The sequence below is a fragment of the Pedobacter sp. AC163 genome (assembly GCF_979258665.1).
In genome coordinates, this window is sequence record NZ_OZ409872.1 from 671,821 (window position 1) to 691,153 (window position 19,333).

Annotated in this window: 19 protein-coding genes; 4 read left to right on the plus strand and 15 right to left on the minus strand. The window is 38.9% G+C overall.

Features of this window, described 5'->3' with window-relative positions; all coding sequences use genetic code 11:
- Positions 1 to 39: 39 nt before the first annotated feature.
- Positions 40 to 1,185, minus strand: coding sequence for a FecR family protein (locus tag ACZZZK_RS02675; protein WP_463482735.1), 1,146 nt, complete (start codon positions 1,183 to 1,185; stop codon positions 40 to 42).
- 62 nt (positions 1,186 to 1,247) lie between these two features.
- On the minus strand, positions 1,248 to 1,850 hold the full coding sequence (locus ACZZZK_RS02680) for an RNA polymerase sigma factor (protein ID WP_463482736.1): 603 nt from the start codon (positions 1,848 to 1,850) through the stop codon (positions 1,248 to 1,250).
- 293 nt (positions 1,851 to 2,143) lie between these two features.
- Between ACZZZK_RS02680 and ACZZZK_RS02685 the strand changes: the two genes are divergently transcribed.
- Complete coding sequence (locus ACZZZK_RS02685; RefSeq protein ID WP_463482737.1) at positions 2,144 to 3,196, plus strand: endonuclease/exonuclease/phosphatase family protein; 1,053 nt, start codon at positions 2,144 to 2,146, stop codon at positions 3,194 to 3,196.
- Position 3,197: 1 nt separating this feature from the next.
- Here the strand turns inward: ACZZZK_RS02685 and ACZZZK_RS02690 are convergent, their stop codons facing one another.
- Positions 3,198 to 3,962 (minus strand): hypothetical protein, encoded by a 765-nt coding sequence (locus ACZZZK_RS02690; protein ID WP_463482738.1) that lies wholly within the window; start codon positions 3,960 to 3,962, stop codon positions 3,198 to 3,200.
- A 132-nt stretch (positions 3,963 to 4,094) separates the two neighbouring features.
- Here ACZZZK_RS02690 and ACZZZK_RS02695 point away from each other — a divergent pair, with 132 nt between their 5' ends.
- The gene (locus tag ACZZZK_RS02695) at positions 4,095 to 4,919 is read left to right on the plus strand and encodes an SMP-30/gluconolactonase/LRE family protein (protein ID WP_463482739.1); all 825 of its coding nucleotides are present in this window, start codon (positions 4,095 to 4,097) and stop codon (positions 4,917 to 4,919) included.
- A 69-nt stretch (positions 4,920 to 4,988) separates the two neighbouring features.
- On the opposite strand, the gene ACZZZK_RS02700 is transcribed toward ACZZZK_RS02695, so the two are convergent.
- On the minus strand, positions 4,989 to 5,549 hold the full coding sequence (locus ACZZZK_RS02700; RefSeq protein ID WP_265799207.1) for a fasciclin domain-containing protein: 561 nt from the start codon (positions 5,547 to 5,549) through the stop codon (positions 4,989 to 4,991).
- A 517-nt stretch (positions 5,550 to 6,066) separates the two neighbouring features.
- On the opposite strand from ACZZZK_RS02700, the gene ACZZZK_RS02705 reads away from it, so the two are divergent.
- Together ACZZZK_RS02705 and ACZZZK_RS02710 are read left to right on the plus strand one after the other, a co-directional pair.
- Positions 6,067 to 6,381: a hypothetical protein gene (locus ACZZZK_RS02705; RefSeq protein ID WP_463482740.1), complete on the plus strand. Its 315-nt coding sequence runs from the start codon at positions 6,067 to 6,069 to the stop codon at positions 6,379 to 6,381.
- Positions 6,382 to 6,419: 38 nt separating this feature from the next.
- Positions 6,420 to 6,914, plus strand: a complete 495-nt coding sequence (locus ACZZZK_RS02710) for an ankyrin repeat domain-containing protein (protein WP_463482741.1) — start codon at positions 6,420 to 6,422, stop codon at positions 6,912 to 6,914.
- 63 nt (positions 6,915 to 6,977) lie between these two features.
- On the opposite strand, the gene ACZZZK_RS02715 is transcribed toward ACZZZK_RS02710, so the two are convergent.
- From ACZZZK_RS02715 to ACZZZK_RS02765, 11 genes are all read right to left on the minus strand, one after another.
- On the minus strand, positions 6,978 to 9,170 hold the full coding sequence (locus ACZZZK_RS02715) for a catalase (RefSeq protein ID WP_463482742.1): 2,193 nt from the start codon (positions 9,168 to 9,170) through the stop codon (positions 6,978 to 6,980).
- A gap of 11 nt (positions 9,171 to 9,181) precedes the next feature.
- Positions 9,182 to 9,736, minus strand: a complete 555-nt coding sequence (locus tag ACZZZK_RS02720; RefSeq protein WP_463482743.1) for a YciE/YciF ferroxidase family protein — start codon at positions 9,734 to 9,736, stop codon at positions 9,182 to 9,184.
- Between the two features lie 490 nt (positions 9,737 to 10,226).
- Positions 10,227 to 11,048 carry an alpha/beta fold hydrolase gene (locus ACZZZK_RS02725; RefSeq protein WP_463482744.1) on the minus strand — a complete coding sequence of 274 codons (822 nt, stop codon included), beginning with the start codon at positions 11,046 to 11,048 and terminating at the stop codon, positions 10,227 to 10,229.
- A 155-nt stretch (positions 11,049 to 11,203) separates the two neighbouring features.
- Positions 11,204 to 11,719 carry a DsbA family protein gene (locus ACZZZK_RS02730; RefSeq protein ID WP_463482745.1) on the minus strand — a complete coding sequence of 172 codons (516 nt, stop codon included), beginning with the start codon at positions 11,717 to 11,719 and terminating at the stop codon, positions 11,204 to 11,206.
- Positions 11,720 to 11,773: 54 nt separating this feature from the next.
- A complete protein-coding gene (locus ACZZZK_RS02735) occupies positions 11,774 to 12,472 on the minus strand; it encodes a YoaK family protein (protein ID WP_463482746.1) in 699 nt (232 codons plus the stop codon).
- Positions 12,473 to 12,503: 31 nt separating this feature from the next.
- The gene (locus ACZZZK_RS02740) at positions 12,504 to 13,235 is read right to left on the minus strand and encodes a M17 family peptidase N-terminal domain-containing protein (protein WP_463482747.1); all 732 of its coding nucleotides are present in this window, start codon (positions 13,233 to 13,235) and stop codon (positions 12,504 to 12,506) included.
- Between the two features lie 28 nt (positions 13,236 to 13,263).
- Positions 13,264 to 14,310 carry a cupin domain-containing protein gene (locus tag ACZZZK_RS02745; RefSeq protein ID WP_463482748.1) on the minus strand — a complete coding sequence of 349 codons (1,047 nt, stop codon included), beginning with the start codon at positions 14,308 to 14,310 and terminating at the stop codon, positions 13,264 to 13,266.
- 179 nt (positions 14,311 to 14,489) lie between these two features.
- On the minus strand, positions 14,490 to 15,047 hold the full coding sequence (locus ACZZZK_RS02750) for a hypothetical protein (RefSeq protein ID WP_463482749.1): 558 nt from the start codon (positions 15,045 to 15,047) through the stop codon (positions 14,490 to 14,492).
- A 401-nt stretch (positions 15,048 to 15,448) separates the two neighbouring features.
- Entirely contained in the window at positions 15,449 to 16,000 is a 552-nt protein-coding gene (locus tag ACZZZK_RS02755) for an antibiotic biosynthesis monooxygenase (protein ID WP_463482750.1), read from the minus strand.
- A gap of 21 nt (positions 16,001 to 16,021) precedes the next feature.
- Positions 16,022 to 17,080: an NADH:flavin oxidoreductase/NADH oxidase gene (locus ACZZZK_RS02760; protein WP_463482751.1), complete on the minus strand. Its 1,059-nt coding sequence runs from the start codon at positions 17,078 to 17,080 to the stop codon at positions 16,022 to 16,024.
- 13 nt (positions 17,081 to 17,093) lie between these two features.
- Positions 17,094 to 19,301 carry a response regulator gene (locus ACZZZK_RS02765; RefSeq protein WP_463482752.1) on the minus strand — a complete coding sequence of 736 codons (2,208 nt, stop codon included), beginning with the start codon at positions 19,299 to 19,301 and terminating at the stop codon, positions 17,094 to 17,096.
- Positions 19,302 to 19,333 lie beyond the last annotated feature (32 nt).

Sequence of the window (19,333 nt, forward strand, 5' to 3'; positions counted from 1 at the left end):
TTTAGTTTGGTTGGTTGTTAACTGACGACGACGGGTATCTTACTTCTCTAAAACAATCTTATTCGATTCGATCTCGAATTGGTAACCGGTGGCTTTTGAAATGTTTTCTAGAACCTCATCAATATCCGCCTTGCGGGATATTTTGATGTACAGGTTTTTCTGCGGCATCGCAGCTAAATCGACTTCAACTTTGTACCAGCGCCCAAGTTTTTGCATCACTACATTCAACGGAACATCGTTAAACAAAAATTCACCTTTGGTCCATGCTGCAAAATCGTCGGCCGAAACATTTCTCACCTCTAATTTACTGTAGCCTGCAGAAACCTGTTGGTTTGGCTTTAAAATAACCTTGCGACCCGCATTTGAAAACTGAATGCTTCCCTCTAACAATGTTGCGGTTGTTTCCCGATCTTCGGGGTAACTGCTCACGTTAAACTGTGTCCCTAAAACCTTAATTTCACTACCAGCAACGGCAACAATAAATGGTTTTGCGGCATTTTTGGCCACTTGGAAAAAGGCCTCACCTTCTACAGAAACCTTCCTTTCAGTTCCTCTAAAATCTGTTGGGAAAGTTAGCTTCGAGCCAGCGTTGAGCATTACAATTGAGCCGTCGCCCAAAGTAACTTTGTACTCGCCACCTTTCGGCGTTTCCAGCGTGTTCAACCTCGAGGCCGTTGCCGAATCAGCATTTACAGCCATGTAAACAATAGTGCCATCCGCCTTTGTACTTACCTGAATGCCATTTTTCTGATAAATCGTTGTGTCACGTCCTACCCCAAGTTTGGTCTTTTTACCATCAAAACTTAATGTGGCAATTGCAGTTCCTGGAGTGATTAGGTGACCAGGATTTAAAAGCCTGTACGCAAGCAAGCCAAATAGTGAAATGATGAGGAGACTTGCAGCAATTTTAAGCAAGCTGCCAGTTCTTACCAAGGTTAAAACTTTACTTGTCTTCTTCTCAAAAAGATGTTCAGTAAGTTTGGCATGAATAGCATCCAGACGCTTCTGGTTTCCAAGTGTATCAAAGTCTTCGGCACCACTTTCAATTTCAGCGGCAATTAAGTTTTTCAACTCCAATTCATCAGCAACTTCAAAATACTGAAAAAGCTGGTTAAGCTCCGCAGCATTGCTCTCATTAGCAATAAATCTTTCGAATAGTTCTGGTTTTATTGAGTTTTTCTCCATCGTTGTCATTATATATTATGCACGAGATGGACAAACACACTATCGCACTTTGATTTTTTTTGTTATTTTTTTAAATATGCCAGAATACAGAGCATAATAAACTCCTGGGAATGAAAAAAAACATAGCGCTTTACGTATTTCGTTGCATTTACCAATTGATTACTCACAGTTGAAGGACTTATTGCTAGAATTTCGGCAGCTTCCTGATAACTTTTACCTTCTAACCTACAAAGTTTGAATATTTCCTTGCGTTGAGCTGGTAATTTATCTATCGCTGAATTTAGTAAGGCGTAACGTTCTTTGTTAAAAATGTAATCTTCGGTTTGATTGTAAAATTCTGCAAAGGTTTCGATCAGGTATTTCTGCATTTTAATGTCTAAGGCCAATTTTCTGTAGTAGCCATAAACCGTATTTTGCGCAATGGTAAAAATCCAGCCTTTAAAAGATTTAGATAAGTCGATATCATTCCTGTTTATCCAAACTTTGAGAAAAATATCCTGCAAAAGCTCATCAGCAACTTCATTATTCTTAACCATGCGCTGCAGTTTTGGCAATAGCAGCCGGCTATAGGTGGAATAAATGAAATCAAAACCCTCCCTGCGACCACTTTTTAAGTATTCGAGGTATCTTAATTCGTCGCTATCGTTCAGATTTTCAAGGGACATTTTGTCAAAGCTACAAATTATGCTAATTAAATGTTAAGAAATCCTGAAAGCACATCCAATATGAATTAAATTTAAAGAATTTCAGTCATATTTTACATTAAACAGATGCCCTTGAGGATTTTACAATTGAGGTTAGCGTTTGCAAATTAGCGTACAAGACTCCTGTCAATTAAAAATCCAAGGCTGAATCCAGTATTTCACGCAGTCAAAACAAACAAAGCGGTGTTAAATACGTTCTAAAAATTGTAAACTAAACTTAAAGCGCTCGGTCGCCTGCCGAACTTTCCTATTTGATGCATTCAGTTCCATTTTTTCTTAGTTTGTTGATTATCATTTCAACACTCATTCCATTCATCCGTCACGACTTCTGGATTTTCAGGGTGTTTGAATACCCAAGGTTGCAAAAGCTGGTATTAAACCTGGTGCTAGTTGGGGTTATATTTTTATTTGATTTTCCAAAAACCACAGTTGATCTCATTATTATAGTTGCTTTATTGCTTAACCTTTTTTATTTACTATATCTGATTAGTCCCTTCACCATTTTTGGTAAAAAACAGATTATAGATTCTAAAAACAAGGAAACTTCTTCTACCCTAAAATTATTTATCGGAAACGTTTTTCAGGAGAATAGAAAAGCGAATGAATATCTTACAATCATCGCCGAGTGCAAGCCAGATGTGGTTCTATTGGTAGAAACCGATTTATGGTGGCAGCAGGAAATGGATTTTCTAAGCAACGATTATCCACATCAAGTTAAAATTCCGCTGGAAAATACCTACGGAATGCTGTTATACTCTAAATATGAATTAATTGATGGTCAGGTAAACTACCTCGTCAAAAGTGATATCCCCTCTATTGAAACTTTGGTGAAATTACCATCAGGACAGTTGGTTAAATTGTTTTGTTTACATCCAGAGCCACCAGTACCGCAAGAAAATCCTCGATCAACAGAGCGGGACAAAGAGATCTTGTTGGTGGCAAACAAAGCAAAAGATGATAAGTACCCAGTGATTGTAATGGGCGATTTGAATGATGTCGCCTGGAGTTATACCACTGAATTATTCGGTAAAATTAGCGGATTGCTTGACCCAAGACGTGGCAGAGGATTTTTCAACTCTTTTAATGCCAATTATTTTTTCTTGCGTTTTCCTTTAGATCATATTTTCTGCTCGACAGATTTTTCTCTTAACTCCATCAAACGCCTGGAAAATTGTGGCTCCGATCACTTCCCTATGTGCGTGGAATTGCAACATAACCCGAAGGCAGAAAGCCAAAATGAAAAACCGCAAGCCACACAAGAAGATCTTGAACTGGCAGAAGAGAAAGTTAATGCAGAAGTAGAGTAAATTACTTCATTCGATGGTAAACCTTTTTGCTATTGTTGGTAGATAACATCATTCGGGCTGGCTCTGCATAAAAGCTTACCGATGATTGCTTTCTACTTAAAGGATCAACAAAAAATAGACTTTTACCTTGCGTGTACCATTCCATCTTTTGGGCTTTACCATTTCCATTGGCATCAACCATAACATCTTTGGTTCCGCCAGCGCTTTTTCCAGACCATGCAAAGGCGCTTCCATCCGCATTGAGCGTAAGAAAATAATCGGTAGAAAAAGATGAATAAAACTCTCCACTCCCACTACTGATGACTTCGGTATTGCGCCAGGTGCCCAATAATCTCGAATCTCTTTGCTTAGTTAAATTGGCAGTGTTTAGCGCATTAATTTTGGTGAGCTCCATTTTAACCACCTGATTATTATACTCTGGAAAAGTAATCGAAAAGAATAATGTATTTAATTTTCGTTCTGCATTAAAAGCATAGACTTTACCACTAATATCTTCGATAATTTTCCCACTGGCAATATTTTTTGAAGCAATGCCCGAAATTTTCGCTGATTCTCCATTCATGATTAATGATCCTGAAACCTTCGCTCCATCGGCTTTCAAATTAATTGAAATGGCTTTAGCATTATTGATTCCTTCATAATTGCCTACAAATAATGGCGAAACCTGCTTTACCACAATTGCTTTTTTAACTACTTTTTTGTTTTGTGCATCTGTTTCACCGCAAGATGAAAGCATCAAAACAAGCACTAATATTTTGTGTAACATAACCCTCTTTTATTTTTACTAAAATTGCCACACATCACGGTAGGATGCAATACCTCAATGGGTGATTTCCATAAAAGTTTGTATCGGGATTTTAAATTTTATATTTTGCTAATCATCCTCCAAATTCAAAACATGAAATACATTTTTTCCACGACATTGCTTTTTGCAGCATTATCTTTAAATGCTCAAAGCACCAGTTTGAAAGAGATATGGAAGTCTAAAGATCAGCTTGCCGTACCTGAATCGGTTCTTTATATCCCCCAAAAACAACAAATGTATGTATCGCTGATTGATGGTGCGGCTAATAAGAAAGACGCCAAAGGCGGTATCGCCATTTTAAACCGAGATGGTAGCACTAAAAATTTAACCTGGATTACGGGTTTAAATGCGCCGAAAGGAATGGCAATTTACAATGGAAAACTTTATGTGGCCGACCTTGATGTGGTACATGAGATCGATACGGCCACGGCTAAAATCACCGCAACAATAAGAGTTCCGGAAGCAGTTTTTCTGAATGATATTGCGATAGATAAACGTGGAATAATTTATGTTTCAGATACGAGAACAAATAAAATTCATCGGATAATTAACAATAAAAGCGAAATCTATTTGGAAAATGTAACATCTGCGAATGGTTTAAAATTTATTAACAATGAACTTCATGTGTTGTCAGGCACAAAATTATTAAAGTTTGACAAGCATAAAGTTGCAACTCAAATTGCTGAAGGTTTGGAAGCTTCTGGCGATGGCCTCGAACCTGATGGAAAGCGGAATTTTATTGTTACCTGTTGGGAAGGAATCATTTACCACATCAAGAAAGATGGCAATAAACAAAAGCTTTTGGATGTAAGAGGTAAAATGAACACTGCAGATATCGGCTACGATCCGAAAAGCAAAATGCTATACGTACCCACATTCAATACCAATTCAGTGATCGCATATAAAATGGAATTTTAGCATTATGCACTAAATAAAAAAACCGCATCGAAATATTTCGATGCGGTTTTAACATTACTGTAGGGATGATTATTTTGGCATTAAAACGGTATCAATTACATGGATAACACCATTTTTTTGATACACGTCAGCGATTGTAACGGTACTCATACCACCTTTTTCGTCTTTCAACATTAATTTTTTGCCTTCCATCCAAGCCCAAAGTTTACCACCTTCAACTGTAGTTAGTTCAGCTTTTCCTTTACCAGCTTTAATTGCTTTTGCAATTGCTTTGCTATCTAGCTTTCCTGATACTACGTGGTAGGTTAAGATTTTGGTTAACGTTGCTTTATTTTCTGGTTTAACCAATGTTTCAACTGTACCTGCTGGTAATTTACCAAAAGCACTGTTTGTTGGTGCAAACACCGTGAACGGTCCAGCTCCTTTTAATGTTTCTACTAAACCAGCTGCTTTAACTGCTGCAACCAAGGTAGTATGGTCTTTTGAGTTCACTGCATTGTCTACAATGTCTTTCGATGGATACATTGCAGCGCCGCCAACCATTTTGGTTTTTTCCTGAGCCTGAACTGATGTGTTTGATGCGATTGCGATAGCTACTATAGCCACTGCCGATAAAAATAATTTTTTCATGGTTTTTTGTTTCTGTTATGACATCATTTACGCAAAAGTGATGAACCCCGGATTTTTTAAAATCAATTTTAACATCAAACAGTTGATTAACAGAAGTTTAAATTGAAATAAATTAATCAGAAGGGAATTTTAACAGATAAAAAAAGCCAATTAGCTAGATATATAAAGTAAATTAAATACTTTACATCAGTTATCTACACTTAACAATACTCTTCATGAAAAGAATTCTATTGATGATCGGCTTCCTGGCTTCATTTAACGCATTTGCTCAAACCGATAGCCTTAAATTAACCGGCCATATTAAATTTACCGCGAACAATAAGTATGTTTTCATTTATGATCTAAACTCAAAAAAGCAATATTTTCAACCGATAAAGGAAAAGGATTTCGCGTTTGCATTTAAAAAACCATGTGAAATGGAAAATAAGCAAATCGCTATTTTTTTCTCGGCCCAGATTCGACTAAAACTTATGAAGAAGCCAAAAAGACATATGCTTTCCTGCCGAAATCTTATCGAATGTTGATTTTTGAAAATAACACCACCATTAATATTGCTGATGAAATTGATAGCGCTCAAGTTAGAGGTGGACAATTAAATATCGATCTGGATGATATGAGGGCGACGATCAGAAACAAAAAATACCTGGAGTTTTTCTCATCACATCCTGATGCTACAATTGCCATCACCTTTCTAAAAGCCTTATTAAAACTTCGGGGTCACCGGATGTTTAATGAACGTATTGACTATGAAAAGTGCTTTTTGGCTTTGAGCAATACACTGCAGCAAAGTACGGAAGGGAAAGAATTAAAGATACTTGTGTACGGAAAATAGTTTTTAAAACTTTTAAATCATAGCAAGGTTGTAAGAACATGAACGACATAAACTTACTCATTATACCAGCTGCAAGAAAAGGAGAAATTGAAGTTTTAACAGAATTGATTCACCGCAATGCAGACTTAAATTTTCAAGATGAAAAGGGCTATACGCCTCTGATCATCGCTTGTTATAATAATCAACCTGAAGCAGCCAAATTATTGATTGAGCATGGTGCCAATATCGATGCTGCTGATTTTGGCGGCAATACTGCTTTAATGGGTTCGGCATTTAAAGGTTATATCGGCATTGTCGAATTATTAATTGAACATGGGGCAAACTTAGATTTGAAACATGGAAATGGAGGAACGGCATTAATGTTTGCAGCGATGTTTGGTAGAAATGACGTTTTGCAATTACTATTGGCTAGCGGTGCTGATGCCAATTTACTTGATAATAGAGGGCAACATGCTTTAGATTTTGCAGCGATGCAGGGAAATGAGAAAGGAATTGAGTTGCTGGAAGCACATTTGGCAAAAATCGCAGGATAACATTAACTATTTACAAAACCTCAAAACAAAAAAACGGCGCCAAATGGCGCCATTTTTTTGTAATTATGCTGGGATTTTCCGTGGATTCTCACGTTCCCAAAAGCGATGGAGGGCAATCATTTCAATAAATGTGCTTGTTAATTCTTCCACATCTCCCGAAACTATAACCCCTTCTCTCAACACTGTTTCTTTCGAATATTCAGCCGGTAACTTCTTATGGAAATAAGTAGATTCTAACACCTGTATGGCTTCATCATCTGCGGCAATGGCCTTGCAATGCTTAAACGCTTCGTTTAAAAAATGTACGGCGTTAGCTTCTGCTTCTAAAGTGGCTACGCTGTTCGCACCACCAGGAACATAAACCGCATCATACAATACCGAAGCTGCTGTAAGGAAACTTTCATCAGGTACAATTTTTTGATCTCCTTTAGAAATGATTTCTCCTAATTTTGGGGCGATGATGTGTACTATGGCTCCTCCTGCTACCAAAGCAGTTTTAACGGTGCTCAATGCTTTTTCATCTACGCCATCAGCTGCCAAAATTGCGATCTTTCTCGTTTTAATAGTATCCTTCACTGTTCCGGCCATACTCAATGCATCAGATTTTGCCAAACTTCCTTCCGGATTTTCAGAGGCATAATCTGCTCGATCAGCATCTGCTGGAATACTATTATTTAAATCTTCCAAAGCAATTTCTGGAATATGCAAACCTAGTGCATAAGCAACTTCCGCAGCTAAGCCTTTATCAATTTGCGCCAAAACTGCCAGCATGCGCTCACGAATTTCTACCGCCTTAACCTTACCAAGCTCAAAACTTAGGGCATCGATAATGTGGTTTTTCTCAGGATCACTTTGCGAATTAAAAAACAATCTCGCTTGCGAAAAATGATCAAAGAAGCTTCTACTTCTCGCCCGGATTTTCTTGGCATCGATTCGTTCGTTATAACTCACGAAACCACCATCAGCAGCTTTTACTTGCTGAGGATCTTGATTGGCAATACCGTTCGGACCGTAACTTGTTTTGCCGCGGTTTATCGTTTGGCGCATATAACCATCTCTTTGATTGTTATGCACCGGAACTACCGGACGGTTAATTGGAATTTCGTGAAAATTTGGCCCACCTAAACGAATAAGTTGCGTATCGGTGTACGAAAACAACCTGCCTTGCAATAATGGATCATTGGTAAAATCTATCCCAGGCACTACATGGCCCACATGGAAGGCAACCTGTTCTGTTTCGGCAAAGAAGTTATCCGGGTTCCGATTTAAGGTCATTTTTCCAATTCTCTGAACAGGAACCAGCTCTTCCGGAATAATTTTCGTTGGATCGAGAATGTCGAATTCGAACTTAAATTCATCAGCCTCGGGCACAATTTGAACGCCTAGCTCCCATTCTGGAAATGCACCTGCTTCGATCGCATCCCATAAATCTCTTCTGTGAAAGTCAGGATCTTTACCTGAAATGTTCTGGGCTTCATCCCAAGCTACGGCATGAACTCCCAATAAAGGTTTCCAATGGAATTTAACAAAATTGGAAACACCTTCTGCATTTACGAAACGAAAAGTATGCACCCCAAAACCTTCCATCATCCGGTAACTTCTCGGCAACGCCCTATCACTCATGGCCCACATAATCATGTGCGCAGATTCAGGTAGCTGTGAGATAAAATCCCAAAAAGTATCGTGAGCAGAAGCTGCCTGAGGCATTTCGTTATCTGGTTCGGGTTTAACAGCATGTATTAAGTCTGGAAACTTAACAGCATCCTGAATAAAAAATACCGGCATATTATTTCCCACAAGGTCAAAATTACCTTCCTGGGTATAAAATTTCACGGCAAATCCACGTACATCTCTTGCAAGATCTGTCGATCCTCGTGAACCTGCTACGGTAGAAAACCGAACAAACACAGGGGTTTCAGCACCAGGATCGCATAAAAAAGCTGCCCGGGTAAGTTCAGACATATCCTCGTAAACCTTAAATACACCGTGTGCTGCAGATCCACGGGCATGTACAACACGTTCTGGAATTCTCTCGTGATCGAAATGAGTAATCTTTTCCCGAAGTATAAAATCTTCCAGAAGTGTGGCTCCTCTATCGCCTGCCTTTAGTGAATTTTGGTCATCATTAATTTTAACGCCGTGGTTGGTGGTGAGCTTTTGCCCAGTCGAATCGGCCACAAAAGCTTCTAGTTTATTGGTTTTATCATTTTCCTGCTGTGCAGGCGCTGGATTATTTTCAGCATTTTTCTTAGCCATATTTTTAATCTTTATGCCTCCTCAGCCGCGTTATAATTAATTTCGTTTTCTGCAATATCAGTTAGTTTTGTATCCGCTAATTTTTCTTCTTCAAGCGTTTGCGCTAATACATCGGCAACATCTGTTAAACCCAAAGTAATGGCCAATTGATGAAGGCCGCCATAACTGGCAATTTCATAATGCTCTACTTTCTGCGAAGCGAGAATAATACCTACATCTCTTGTTGCAGTTCCAGGTGGCGTTTCTTCAACAATTCCTTCCGCTTCTTTAGTTAAACCTTCCATGGCATCGCATTTCTTGGCGATAGCCTTTTCGCCCATCAGCTCAAAAACCTGCTCTAGTCTTTTTACATGCGTTTTAGTCTCTTCTAGATGAGAGGTGATCGCTTTCTTAAGCGAATCTGCTGTAGCTGCCGAAATCATTTTTGGCAAGGCCTTAACCAGATGGTTTTCTGCCCAATATAAATCTGCAATTGAATCCTTAAATAAATCGTTTAAGGCCGGAGAATCGTCAACAGTTGTTTTAGATGCGAATTTTGGATCGCTTCCTGTGTCTTTTGTTTTCATGGTATGTTCTGTAGGGTTGCTTTCTTTTACAACCATAGATTTTACCATTAAGTTTTGGTTATTAATTAAATCTGAATACGGATCAAATTCTTAGAACTTTCTAAAATTGTAATTCTTATTTACCCATTGAATTTAGAGAGGACAGCCAGTTTCAACAGCTCGCTAAAGGCAGATTTTCCTATTAAGAGCAGTTTTCTTAATTGAAATTCTGCAACGAATTAATCAAAAACAGAGCAAGCTAGTAGAGAAAAAAACTAAATGAGAATGGTAGTAAAGGGCTATATACCGCAATAGCAACAATAGCTAAATTTACAATGTCAAATTAGGAGCATCTAGTTTAACACGGGACGATCTATGCCTGGATAGGATAGAAAGATAGATTGCAAACCATACCATCTATAATATGGTTTGTTTCAGATAAAGCCTTTCAGAAATGAAAGGCTTTATTTTTATATAAGTAATTGGTACTGAAGTTACCAAAATTTTGTGACTATGCTTCAATAAACTCCAAAAGATCTTTATTTATTGTCGCTGCTTCAGTTGTGGGCATTCCATGAGGGAAACCAGGATACGTTTTTATGGTACCGTTTTTCAATAATTTAATTGATTTTAAAGCGGCATTTTGATAAGGTACAATCTGATCATCTTCACCATGCAAAACCAAAACAGGAATATCCACAGCTTTTAAATCTTCTCTAAAATCGGTTTCAGAAAAGGCTTTGATTCCTTCATAATGAGCCACAATTCCGCCCATCATACCTTGTCTCCACCAGTTTCTCTGTACGCCTTCCTTCACATCAGCACCTTCTCTGTTGTACCCGTAAAAAGGAAAAGTTAAATCGATATAAAACTGCTGTCTGTTGTTCAAAGTCTGTTCTCTGATCCCGTCAAAAACAGACATTGGAACTCCATCAGGATTGCTGTCGCTAGCTACCATAATCGGTGGAACTGAACTGATTAAAACTGCTTTTTTGGCTCTGCCATTGGCATATTTGTTCACATAGCGAATCACTTCGCCACCGCCTGTTGAGTGCCCGATGTGGATCACATCTTTCAGATCAAGAAACGCTACCAATTCAGCTGCATCAGACGCGTATTGCTCGATGGTATGGCCGTAAATATCCTGACTAGAGCGACCATGTCCTCTCCTGTCGTGAGTGACTACGCGATAACCTTTCTGTAAGAAAAATATCACTTGCGCATCCCAATCATCTGATGATAGCGGCCATCCGTGGTGAAACATTAAAGTTTGTCCTTTACCTTGGTCTTTGTAAAAAATCTCTGTTCCGTCTTTTAATTTTAGTGTACTCATGGTTTCTAAGTTTTAAGTTTATGATCTATATTTATAGGGTTTTTTAATTACTTATAGTACAAATGTAGCTTTGAGAATTTCAGATCAAATTGATCTATGATAAAAATCAATCGCTTTCGGCATTAATTTTAAATATCGCAGCTATTATACCAATGCTATTCTTCTTCTGCGCTAATCAGTTGCAGTAAATCTTCTGCACCACCATCGAATTTTTTTCCGTTTACATAAAACGATGGGGTACCATTTACGCCGCTCATCACCCCGCTTTCAAAGTCTGCATCGACTTTTTCTGCCAGCTTTGAACTTTTTATGTCTTCCTCAAATTGAGGAAGATTGAGTTCTAATTTTTCGGCTAGCTTCATCAGTAACATTTCGTTTAGCGCTCGCTGGTTTTCGTAAATAGCATCATGCATCTCCCAAAATTTACCTTGCAAACCAGCGGCTTCTGCAGCCAGCGCCGCAGCTCTAGCATATTGATGCATTTCTGAAAGTGGAAAATTCCTGAACACAAATTTGATTTGATCTCCAAATTGACTCATTAATGTTTTAAGGATAGGATACGCTGCTCCGCAGTAAGGACATTGATAATCGCCATATTCTACAACAACAAGGTCGGCATCCATATTTCCTTGTGCATGGTCAGCATTGCTGACGGTTGGTTTTAGTGACATAATTATTTAGTTTTAAGGGTTCCTAAAGTTTCCAAAATTCCATCAGCACCAGGACTAATTGCTGTTGGATTTATAAAATAGTGAGCAGATTAGCAATACCGATGCAGGCAATAGCAAGATCCAGGCGCCAATAATAATTAAGGCATAATGCGCCATAAATGCACCGGATAAAAAGCCAAGCCAAACCAGTAAAAGGTGTATGGCGTTTGATTTATACTTTTTATTTTCTAACTCGTCATTGCTCATGGTTAGCATTGCCGTATTCCTGGCGAAACTATTTAGTGTCCCGGTTACAAAATCGGTATTCACATTCTGGTTGCCAACGGCGGTTACTATTGTGTTCATTAATCCCATCGCAAATCCAATAATGGCAACAGATGGAATAGCTGGTATCGCAAAAACATTGTCGGCCACTGTATAAACGATTAACATTTCAGAAACGAGATAAAATGTTAAAGCTTTCGTTTTGTTAAGTTTTGATAACGATAAACAGGTTCCCAGGTAAATGCCGAATACAAAACATCCAATAACAGTAAGCGATATGATCATCGTTCCGAATTGATCCGAAGAAATCGCTGATCCTAACTGCGTGGTATTTCCACTCATAAAAGATACGTAAGTTTTCCACTTAATCAGCCCCGTTGCATCAATAAATCCGGCAACTAAAGCCAGGCATATGGCCAATTTTTCTTGCAAGGCTATCTGTGCCGGCAGTAAGGATCTATTAGCTGAAGAAACCATTGGCTGTTGCATTTTAGATTTTAACTTTATAACCGATTATCAATTATTTTAAAGCTGTAATGGCCTGGCTAATACCTTCTCCAGCAGTTGTAAAGTAAGCCGGGCCAGCCAATAACGTTATTTTTTGAATCGGTTTAAAGTTTGCCATCTTTTTCGCTTTCAAAAACACCTGGGTTCTGTAGGCATTAACAGCACCCGTTACCCCATAACCTGCCACTTCCGCTGTAGGAGAATCAATTCCCGCATCTTTAAGGTCGCTTGCGAATGCATATTGAGTAACTCCTAATCGCAATGCTTCCTCCATACCTACGCTAGCCACTTGCTTCATTAACTCGGGTGTAAATTTATTTCGGTCGCCTAAACCGATTAGCAATAGTTTTTTTGCTCCGATAGTTCCGGCTGGTGGCGTAATTAATAAGGTTTCTAAAGAATGGCCCGCAAATTTGCCTGACTTACGGATTTCAGTGATCAAACCATTCAGGCTTTTATCAAGATGTACCATTCCATTTACCGCTTCGGGCAATGCTGGTGGAGAATTGAAAATATCGCCTTCGGTATATTCAAAAACGCATGCAATTTGCAGCGGCGTAATTTCGGTAGAAGGACCTTGAACCATCCCTTCAATGGCAATTCCATCTACAGCACCCCAAATTTTTGAGGTATTGGCCTTTACAGTTGGTGCTGAAGTTTGAGCCAGAGAAAATTGTACCGAGCCCAAAAGCATCACTAAGAATAAGCTGATGCGGGCTGTAATTTTGATTTGTGTCGTTTTCATAATCAATAGTTTAAATGAGGTTTGAAATTTATATTTTAGGTTGAATAAAGATTTTTTCAGTTGGAAATTTTTCAATTTCACCGTCTTTTAATCCGAAGTTAGTTACCACTACATCTTTAGGATTTCCGGCTAGCCACTCGCTTAAATCAATGGATTGATAGGTTCCGCTATTGAAGCCAATCAGGATTTTACAAACTGTATCTCCTGTGTTTTTGATATAATGCCCCGCTCCCATTGGCACATAACCCACATCTCCAGCGTTAAATTGTTCGGTTACCACAGTAGATTCCGCCAGGAAAACCGACATCTCGGCCTGACCGGAAATGTAATATTGCCATTCGTCTGCATTTGGATGCCAATGCATTTCTCTTAGCGCACCAGGTTGCAATTCGATAAGAGAACCAGACATGGTACTGCTAATCGGGAATTCTTTACTGCTAACCAATCGCTGTAATCCTCCACCAGGTACAATTCTTGGTTGTTGCGCATGTAAAGGGTATCGGTGAAAACTAGTTAACTGAATATCTTTTTCATCGGGGCGAGCTTGCGCAACAAACGACATTTCATCAGGAACCACGCCAGCTGCAAAATAAGCTTCTTTTTGAGGTAGTAAGGCAACCTCTTCGAGCGTTAAACCCAAGTTTTGAGCTACAATTTCTGGCGGCATACAAGAAACAAAATCGGTAACACTGAATGTGTGGTCTTCAGAAAAATTTCCATTATCGAAAATCAAAATGAAATGGCATTCTTCCGTTCCCGTTGCCTGGATGGAATGACCATAACCTTTAGGGAAATACCAAACATCTCCAGGCTCAAAATTATCAACATAGCTATGTCCATCAGGATGAATAATGGTAGTACGAACGTTTCCTGAAATTACATACGCCCATTCTGCAGCGTTGGCATGCCAATGTAATTCACGCATACTTCCAGGTTGCAATCTCATCGAAACTCCGGCAATGCCAATCGATGCTGGAAAATCAGTAACAGATGCACCTCTCGTAGTTCCTCCATCGTTGGTACGTGGTTCCTTTTTTTCGAGTTCGTATCTAAAACTTAGTGATGTTGTTTTCATAGTCGTATTTTTTTTTGGTTCTTGTTTTTTCTATTGTAAATCTATCTCAGAAACCTTTCATTTTAATTTTCAATTTGGTGAATGGGCGAAAGTAATCGTTGAGATCAGCTGAGATAGATTTGAAAACTTGTTAAGGTTGTTTAATGATTGAGCGTATTGAACTACGCTCGTGATCGGTTTTAAAAAGGTTGGTTATACTCTCCCGTTAATGCTTTGTTTTCGATACTTTTTGCAAAGTTCGGTGTTTCTTCATGGTTGTGCTCATCAGAAGCGGCTTGTCTGGAAGCAGCAGCATCAGCTAAATTGATGTTATGCGCTTTTAAATATTCGAACATTTCTGGTGTAGCAGTGGCGTGAATTTCGTTAGTGTACAAGGTAGTTTGTTCGTCTATTTTTGTGGCTTTAAGTTCCCAAAGCACCTGAACTTTAGTACGGCCACCTTTTGTAATCGAATCAGAAATGGAAAGCATCCGGCAATAATCCGGGCGGTGCTCAACAGCTACATAATGTTGAACCATCAGCGCATCACCGATAGTTTCGACGTTTAATGATACAGGCTGCCCTTCGTATGTTGAAGAAATGGCGGCGCCGATATGTTGGGTTGAGCACCTTTGATATTCAGCGTCGGGAAGGTTTAATAACCAATCGGCGATATTTACTTTTTCAAACGGCGCATTGATGATAGCTGTTACTGTTGAATGAGATAATGCATTTTCTGGAGTTTGTAGAATTTCCATAATGTTAGGGTTTTAATTGTATTAACTTGATGGTGTAAAACTAATACGAGTATCAGGCCAAATAAATCACTCTTCGATGAACGGGCAAAAAATGTCGTTAAATACAGGGGCATGGCGATAAATGGGTGAGATTACCTTTCATTTTGCATGAATTTTCTAATCCATCTGTGCGTTAACCAAGCTACGCAAGGGTCGGGCTTTGCAGGGCTCCGCTTCGCTACGGTACCAATAAAGAATTGGTACTAAACCCTTTCAATCCCTAACGCAAAACCCACCGGAGGCGGAATCAAAAAGAATTGATTAAGTTTCTGTTCAAAGGAAAAGCGCAACAAAAAAGCAGCAGACAAATAGAATAATGTCTGCTGCTTTTTGAACAACTTGAAATGATGAAGCGAATAATGCTATCTATAAAGCCACTTCTTAATAATTTTAGTGTAATTCGGCATTACCACGTAAACCATTAACAGCACAATGCATCCCGAATTTATAAAGGCGTCAAAATAATGATTTACCGGAATATGGAGCAGTCTTAAAACTGGCAATGAGAGTAGCGGTACCAAGATTGATAATGGGTAAATGGCCGACCAGGTGGCGAGAAATTGTTTCCAGCGGACAGGCGTTTTATTGCCTTCACTTTCATTGTTAAATAAAAAATCTAAACCTGATTTGATTTGATACCGATCATTTTTTCTAAAGAATGGTTGTGCCTTATCGATCATTCTTTTTCGATCGTCAGATTCCATCCAAACTTTGAGATGCTCAATGGTATCAAAACGAATAATTACGGTGTACACAAAGGTAAGCTTCGGAATGGGCCTTACAATCTGTAAATCTATAAAGCCTTCAGAATGATTAGAGATAGGAATAATTTCACTCAGCCATTGTTCATATTCTTTCTGTTTATCGTTTAAAATATGATGGGTAATTACAACCGAAGCACCGTCTTTTTCCATGTTGAAACCAGTTATTATAAACTAAAAAGCTCTTTTATATTGCCAAGGGACTTCTATATCAATACCCAAAGTTTTAGCCGAGTGGAGCGCGAAATACGGATCACGTAGATGTTCTCTGGCAATGATAATCAAATCTGCCTTACCGCTAGCCACAATTTCATTTGCCTGATCGGCTGTGGTAATCATCCCGACAGCACCAGTGGCGATGTTCACTTGCTCTTTAATTGCAGCTGCAAACGGAACCTGGTATCCAGGAAAAACCTTGTCTTTACTTACATTGGTAAATCCTCCACCAGAGGCGGTAATAAAATCAACCCCATTTTCTTTAAGTGTTTTTGAAAGCGCTATGCTATCTTCCAAAGTCCATCCTTCAGCGGTTTCGATATAATCTACAGCCGAAATTCTAACCAATAGCGGCATGCCTTCTGGAATGACACTTCTTATTTCTTTAACGGTTTCTACCAAAAAACGAATTCGATTTTCCAAGCTGCCCCCGTATTTATCTTGTCGCTTATTGATCACGGCAGAATAAAACTGGTGAAACAGATAACCATGCCCCGCGTGGATCTCTATGGCATCAAAGCCGGCTTCGACCGCACGTATTGCTGCATTAGCAAAATCCCTTTTTAAATCAGAAATTTCTTCAAGGGTAAATTCTTGCCAGGCTACTCCGTTCATCTCTATTGCAGAGCACGATTTCACCGTCCAGCCACCTTCTTCTGGCGTTAATGGTTTCATCCCTTCATTTGGATGTTTTAAACTTCCCTTTCCTCCCGAATGCCATAGCTGAATCGCAATTTTAGCATCTTGCTCATGAACAAAATCAACTATAGTTTTCCAGGCATTTTTTTGTTCCTCATTCCAAATCCCTACATCACTTAGAGTGGCTAAACCTTTAGGCGCTACCGCTGTGCATTCGGTGATAATTAAACCAGCACCACCAACTGCCCGGCTTCCTAAATGTACCAAATGCCAGTTTCCAGGAATGCCATTTTTTGCACTGTATTGCTGCATTGGAGAAAGCACTACCCTATTCTTTAACGTTAAGTTGCGTAGGTTAAAAGGAGAAAACAAATCCATAATCTAAATCTTTTTAAAGTTGTTGTAAGAATATTTTTGCTTCAGCAACTGCTTGCATTAACACGTATTCTAAATCTTTTATAATCTGTTCCGTCACTTCATTTTGTTCAGAAACCAATTCAATCGAATCTAGTTTTTCTGCCAGGATATTTAATAAGCCGAGCATAGCAATACTGGTTTTAAAATCGTGCGCCCGCATGTTTACCGTAGTAAAATCATTATTTTGATAGGCAGTTTTTAACTGCTGTAAATGCTTGGGTACATTGGTTATAAATTGCTGCGTAACTGTTTTTTCAAAATCGACATCGCCTCCGCTAATGGACCGCATGTAATCCAGATCGATAAATTTGAAACTATTTTGATCAGTTACATTTTCTGCCGCTTGTTGATGACGCTCTTGCAATCCAAAACCAGAAATTAGCTTAAAAAGTTCTTCTTCTTTAATCGGTTTGGAGATGTAATCGTTCATACCCCTGCTTAAACATTTCTCTCGCTCACCTGCCATTGCATGTGCCGTCATTGCAATTATTGGAGTATCTAATTGCAACACTTCCCGAATTTGCTGCGTTGCCGTATAACCGTCCATCTGTGGCATTTGTATGTCCATCAAAATTAAATCGTATGTCTGGTGCCGCAAATTTTCAATAGCCTCAACTCCGTTAGCAACAATGTCAAAATCTACGTTCCACTGCAACAATAAATGCTTCATTAAACTCTGGTTAATGGCATTATCATCTACCACTAAAACCCGCCAAGGCATATTATTTTTATCCTTAAAATGATTGACATCTAATGCCGGTACATTTTGTATTTGTTCAGCAGAAATGCCATAAGGGATGTAAAAGTTGAAAGTTGTTCCCTTACCTTGCTCACTACTCACTTCGATGTTTCCATGCTGTAGCAAAATCAGATTTTTTACAATAGATAGGCCTAAACCCGTTCCACCGTAGTTTCTGGTGATGGAATCTTCACCCTGATTAAATCGTTCGAAAACTTCGGTTAATTTTTCTTTATCAATTCCAATCCCTGTATCAGAAACCTTAAAACCGACAGTAACTTTACCATCTAGCTGTTCTTTATTATAAACTTCGATATTTACGTTTCCCTGCTGTGTAAATTTAATGGCGTTTCCGATGAGGTTGACCAGAATTTGTGTAAGTCTGGTAGCATCTCCAATTAATGTATCTGGAATAGATGGATCTACCTGACTCGATATGGTCAGTTTTTTCTCTTTCACACGCTCGGAAAACAGCGTCTCCACAGAGTTGATTAAACCGTTAATACTGAACACCCCTGGTGTGATGCGCATCATTCCAGCTTCTATTTTGGAAAGATCAAGAATATCGTTGATGATGGCCATTAGATTTTCTCCCGAGCGCTGAATAGAAGAAACAAATTCCGCAGCGGTATCATCCAAGGGTCTTTTTTGTAATAGATTGGTAAAGCCTAATATTCCACTCAAAGGCGTTCGGATTTCGTGGCTCATATTGGCCAAAAAGTTTTCTTTGGTTTGAGCAGCTACGGTAGCATTTTTCTCGGCAACATCCAGTTCCTTAATTAACAGGTGTTGCCTACGAAACTGGCGAATGATATGGAAACCAACAACCGCACCGCTTAATACCAGCAAGATCAAAATATAGATATCATACAACCGCGATTTATCTCCCATTTCCTCGCTTTTTTTACTCAGCTCGATCATGTGTAATTGACGGCTCCGATAAATTTTCGCGGTGATAGAAGTAATCTCGTTAGAGATTTTTCTAGCCCGGGGATTTGCAATCGAAGTTTGATCATTCATATTCCCCAGCTCGTGGTAACGATGTAAGAGTTTTTCCTTCACCACTTTTTTATCCATGGCAAGCACACTCAAACGGGTAATTAGATGTTCTTCGGCAGTATCTGCATTGTCTTTAGAAAGCGAATCTAAAAAGGTTTCAATCTGGTTGATCTTCTGATCAATACCCTCCAAATGTGTAGTATCGTTCGTTGCGATGGATGCTCTTATCCTGCTTTCCACGCCTAAAATATCCCGATCAATCTCACGCAAATGATTGCTGGCGTGGAGTTCGTGCAATAGCGTATTGTTGTTATTAATGAGCGCTTTGGTATTTCTGGCCGAATTTATTTGTACTGCAATTAGTAAAGCAGAGCCTGCAACAAAGGTAAGTACAATCAAATAAGCAAATCGTTTATTGCCCATAACTGTCGAAATGTTGATCATAAATTAAAATATAAAGTCGATAATTATGATTG

Coding starts and splice junctions, on each gene's coding strand:
- ACZZZK_RS02675 (WP_463482735.1), bottom strand. CDS start 1,185: ATGGAGAAAAACTCAATAAAACCAGAACTATTCGAAAGATTTATTGCT.
- ACZZZK_RS02680 (WP_463482736.1), bottom strand. CDS start 1,850: ATGTCCCTTGAAAATCTGAACGATAGCGACGAATTAAGATACCTCGAA.
- ACZZZK_RS02685 (WP_463482737.1), top strand. CDS start 2,144: ATGCATTCAGTTCCATTTTTTCTTAGTTTGTTGATTATCATTTCAACA.
- ACZZZK_RS02690 (WP_463482738.1), bottom strand. CDS start 3,962: ATGTTACACAAAATATTAGTGCTTGTTTTGATGCTTTCATCTTGCGGT.
- ACZZZK_RS02695 (WP_463482739.1), top strand. CDS start 4,095: ATGAAATACATTTTTTCCACGACATTGCTTTTTGCAGCATTATCTTTA.
- ACZZZK_RS02700 (WP_265799207.1), bottom strand. CDS start 5,549: ATGAAAAAATTATTTTTATCGGCAGTGGCTATAGTAGCTATCGCAATC.
- ACZZZK_RS02705 (WP_463482740.1), top strand. CDS start 6,067: ATGTTGATTTTTGAAAATAACACCACCATTAATATTGCTGATGAAATT.
- ACZZZK_RS02710 (WP_463482741.1), top strand. CDS start 6,420: ATGAACGACATAAACTTACTCATTATACCAGCTGCAAGAAAAGGAGAA.
- ACZZZK_RS02715 (WP_463482742.1), bottom strand. CDS start 9,170: ATGGCTAAGAAAAATGCTGAAAATAATCCAGCGCCTGCACAGCAGGAA.
- ACZZZK_RS02720 (WP_463482743.1), bottom strand. CDS start 9,736: ATGAAAACAAAAGACACAGGAAGCGATCCAAAATTCGCATCTAAAACA.
- ACZZZK_RS02725 (WP_463482744.1), bottom strand. CDS start 11,048: ATGAGTACACTAAAATTAAAAGACGGAACAGAGATTTTTTACAAAGAC.
- ACZZZK_RS02730 (WP_463482745.1), bottom strand. CDS start 11,719: ATGTCACTAAAACCAACCGTCAGCAATGCTGACCATGCACAAGGAAAT.
- ACZZZK_RS02735 (WP_463482746.1), bottom strand. CDS start 12,472: ATGCAACAGCCAATGGTTTCTTCAGCTAATAGATCCTTACTGCCGGCA.
- ACZZZK_RS02740 (WP_463482747.1), bottom strand. CDS start 13,235: ATGAAAACGACACAAATCAAAATTACAGCCCGCATCAGCTTATTCTTA.
- ACZZZK_RS02745 (WP_463482748.1), bottom strand. CDS start 14,310: ATGAAAACAACATCACTAAGTTTTAGATACGAACTCGAAAAAAAGGAA.
- ACZZZK_RS02750 (WP_463482749.1), bottom strand. CDS start 15,047: ATGGAAATTCTACAAACTCCAGAAAATGCATTATCTCATTCAACAGTA.
- ACZZZK_RS02755 (WP_463482750.1), bottom strand. CDS start 16,000: ATGGAAAAAGACGGTGCTTCGGTTGTAATTACCCATCATATTTTAAAC.
- ACZZZK_RS02760 (WP_463482751.1), bottom strand. CDS start 17,080: ATGGATTTGTTTTCTCCTTTTAACCTACGCAACTTAACGTTAAAGAAT.
- ACZZZK_RS02765 (WP_463482752.1), bottom strand. CDS start 19,301: ATGATCAACATTTCGACAGTTATGGGCAATAAACGATTTGCTTATTTG.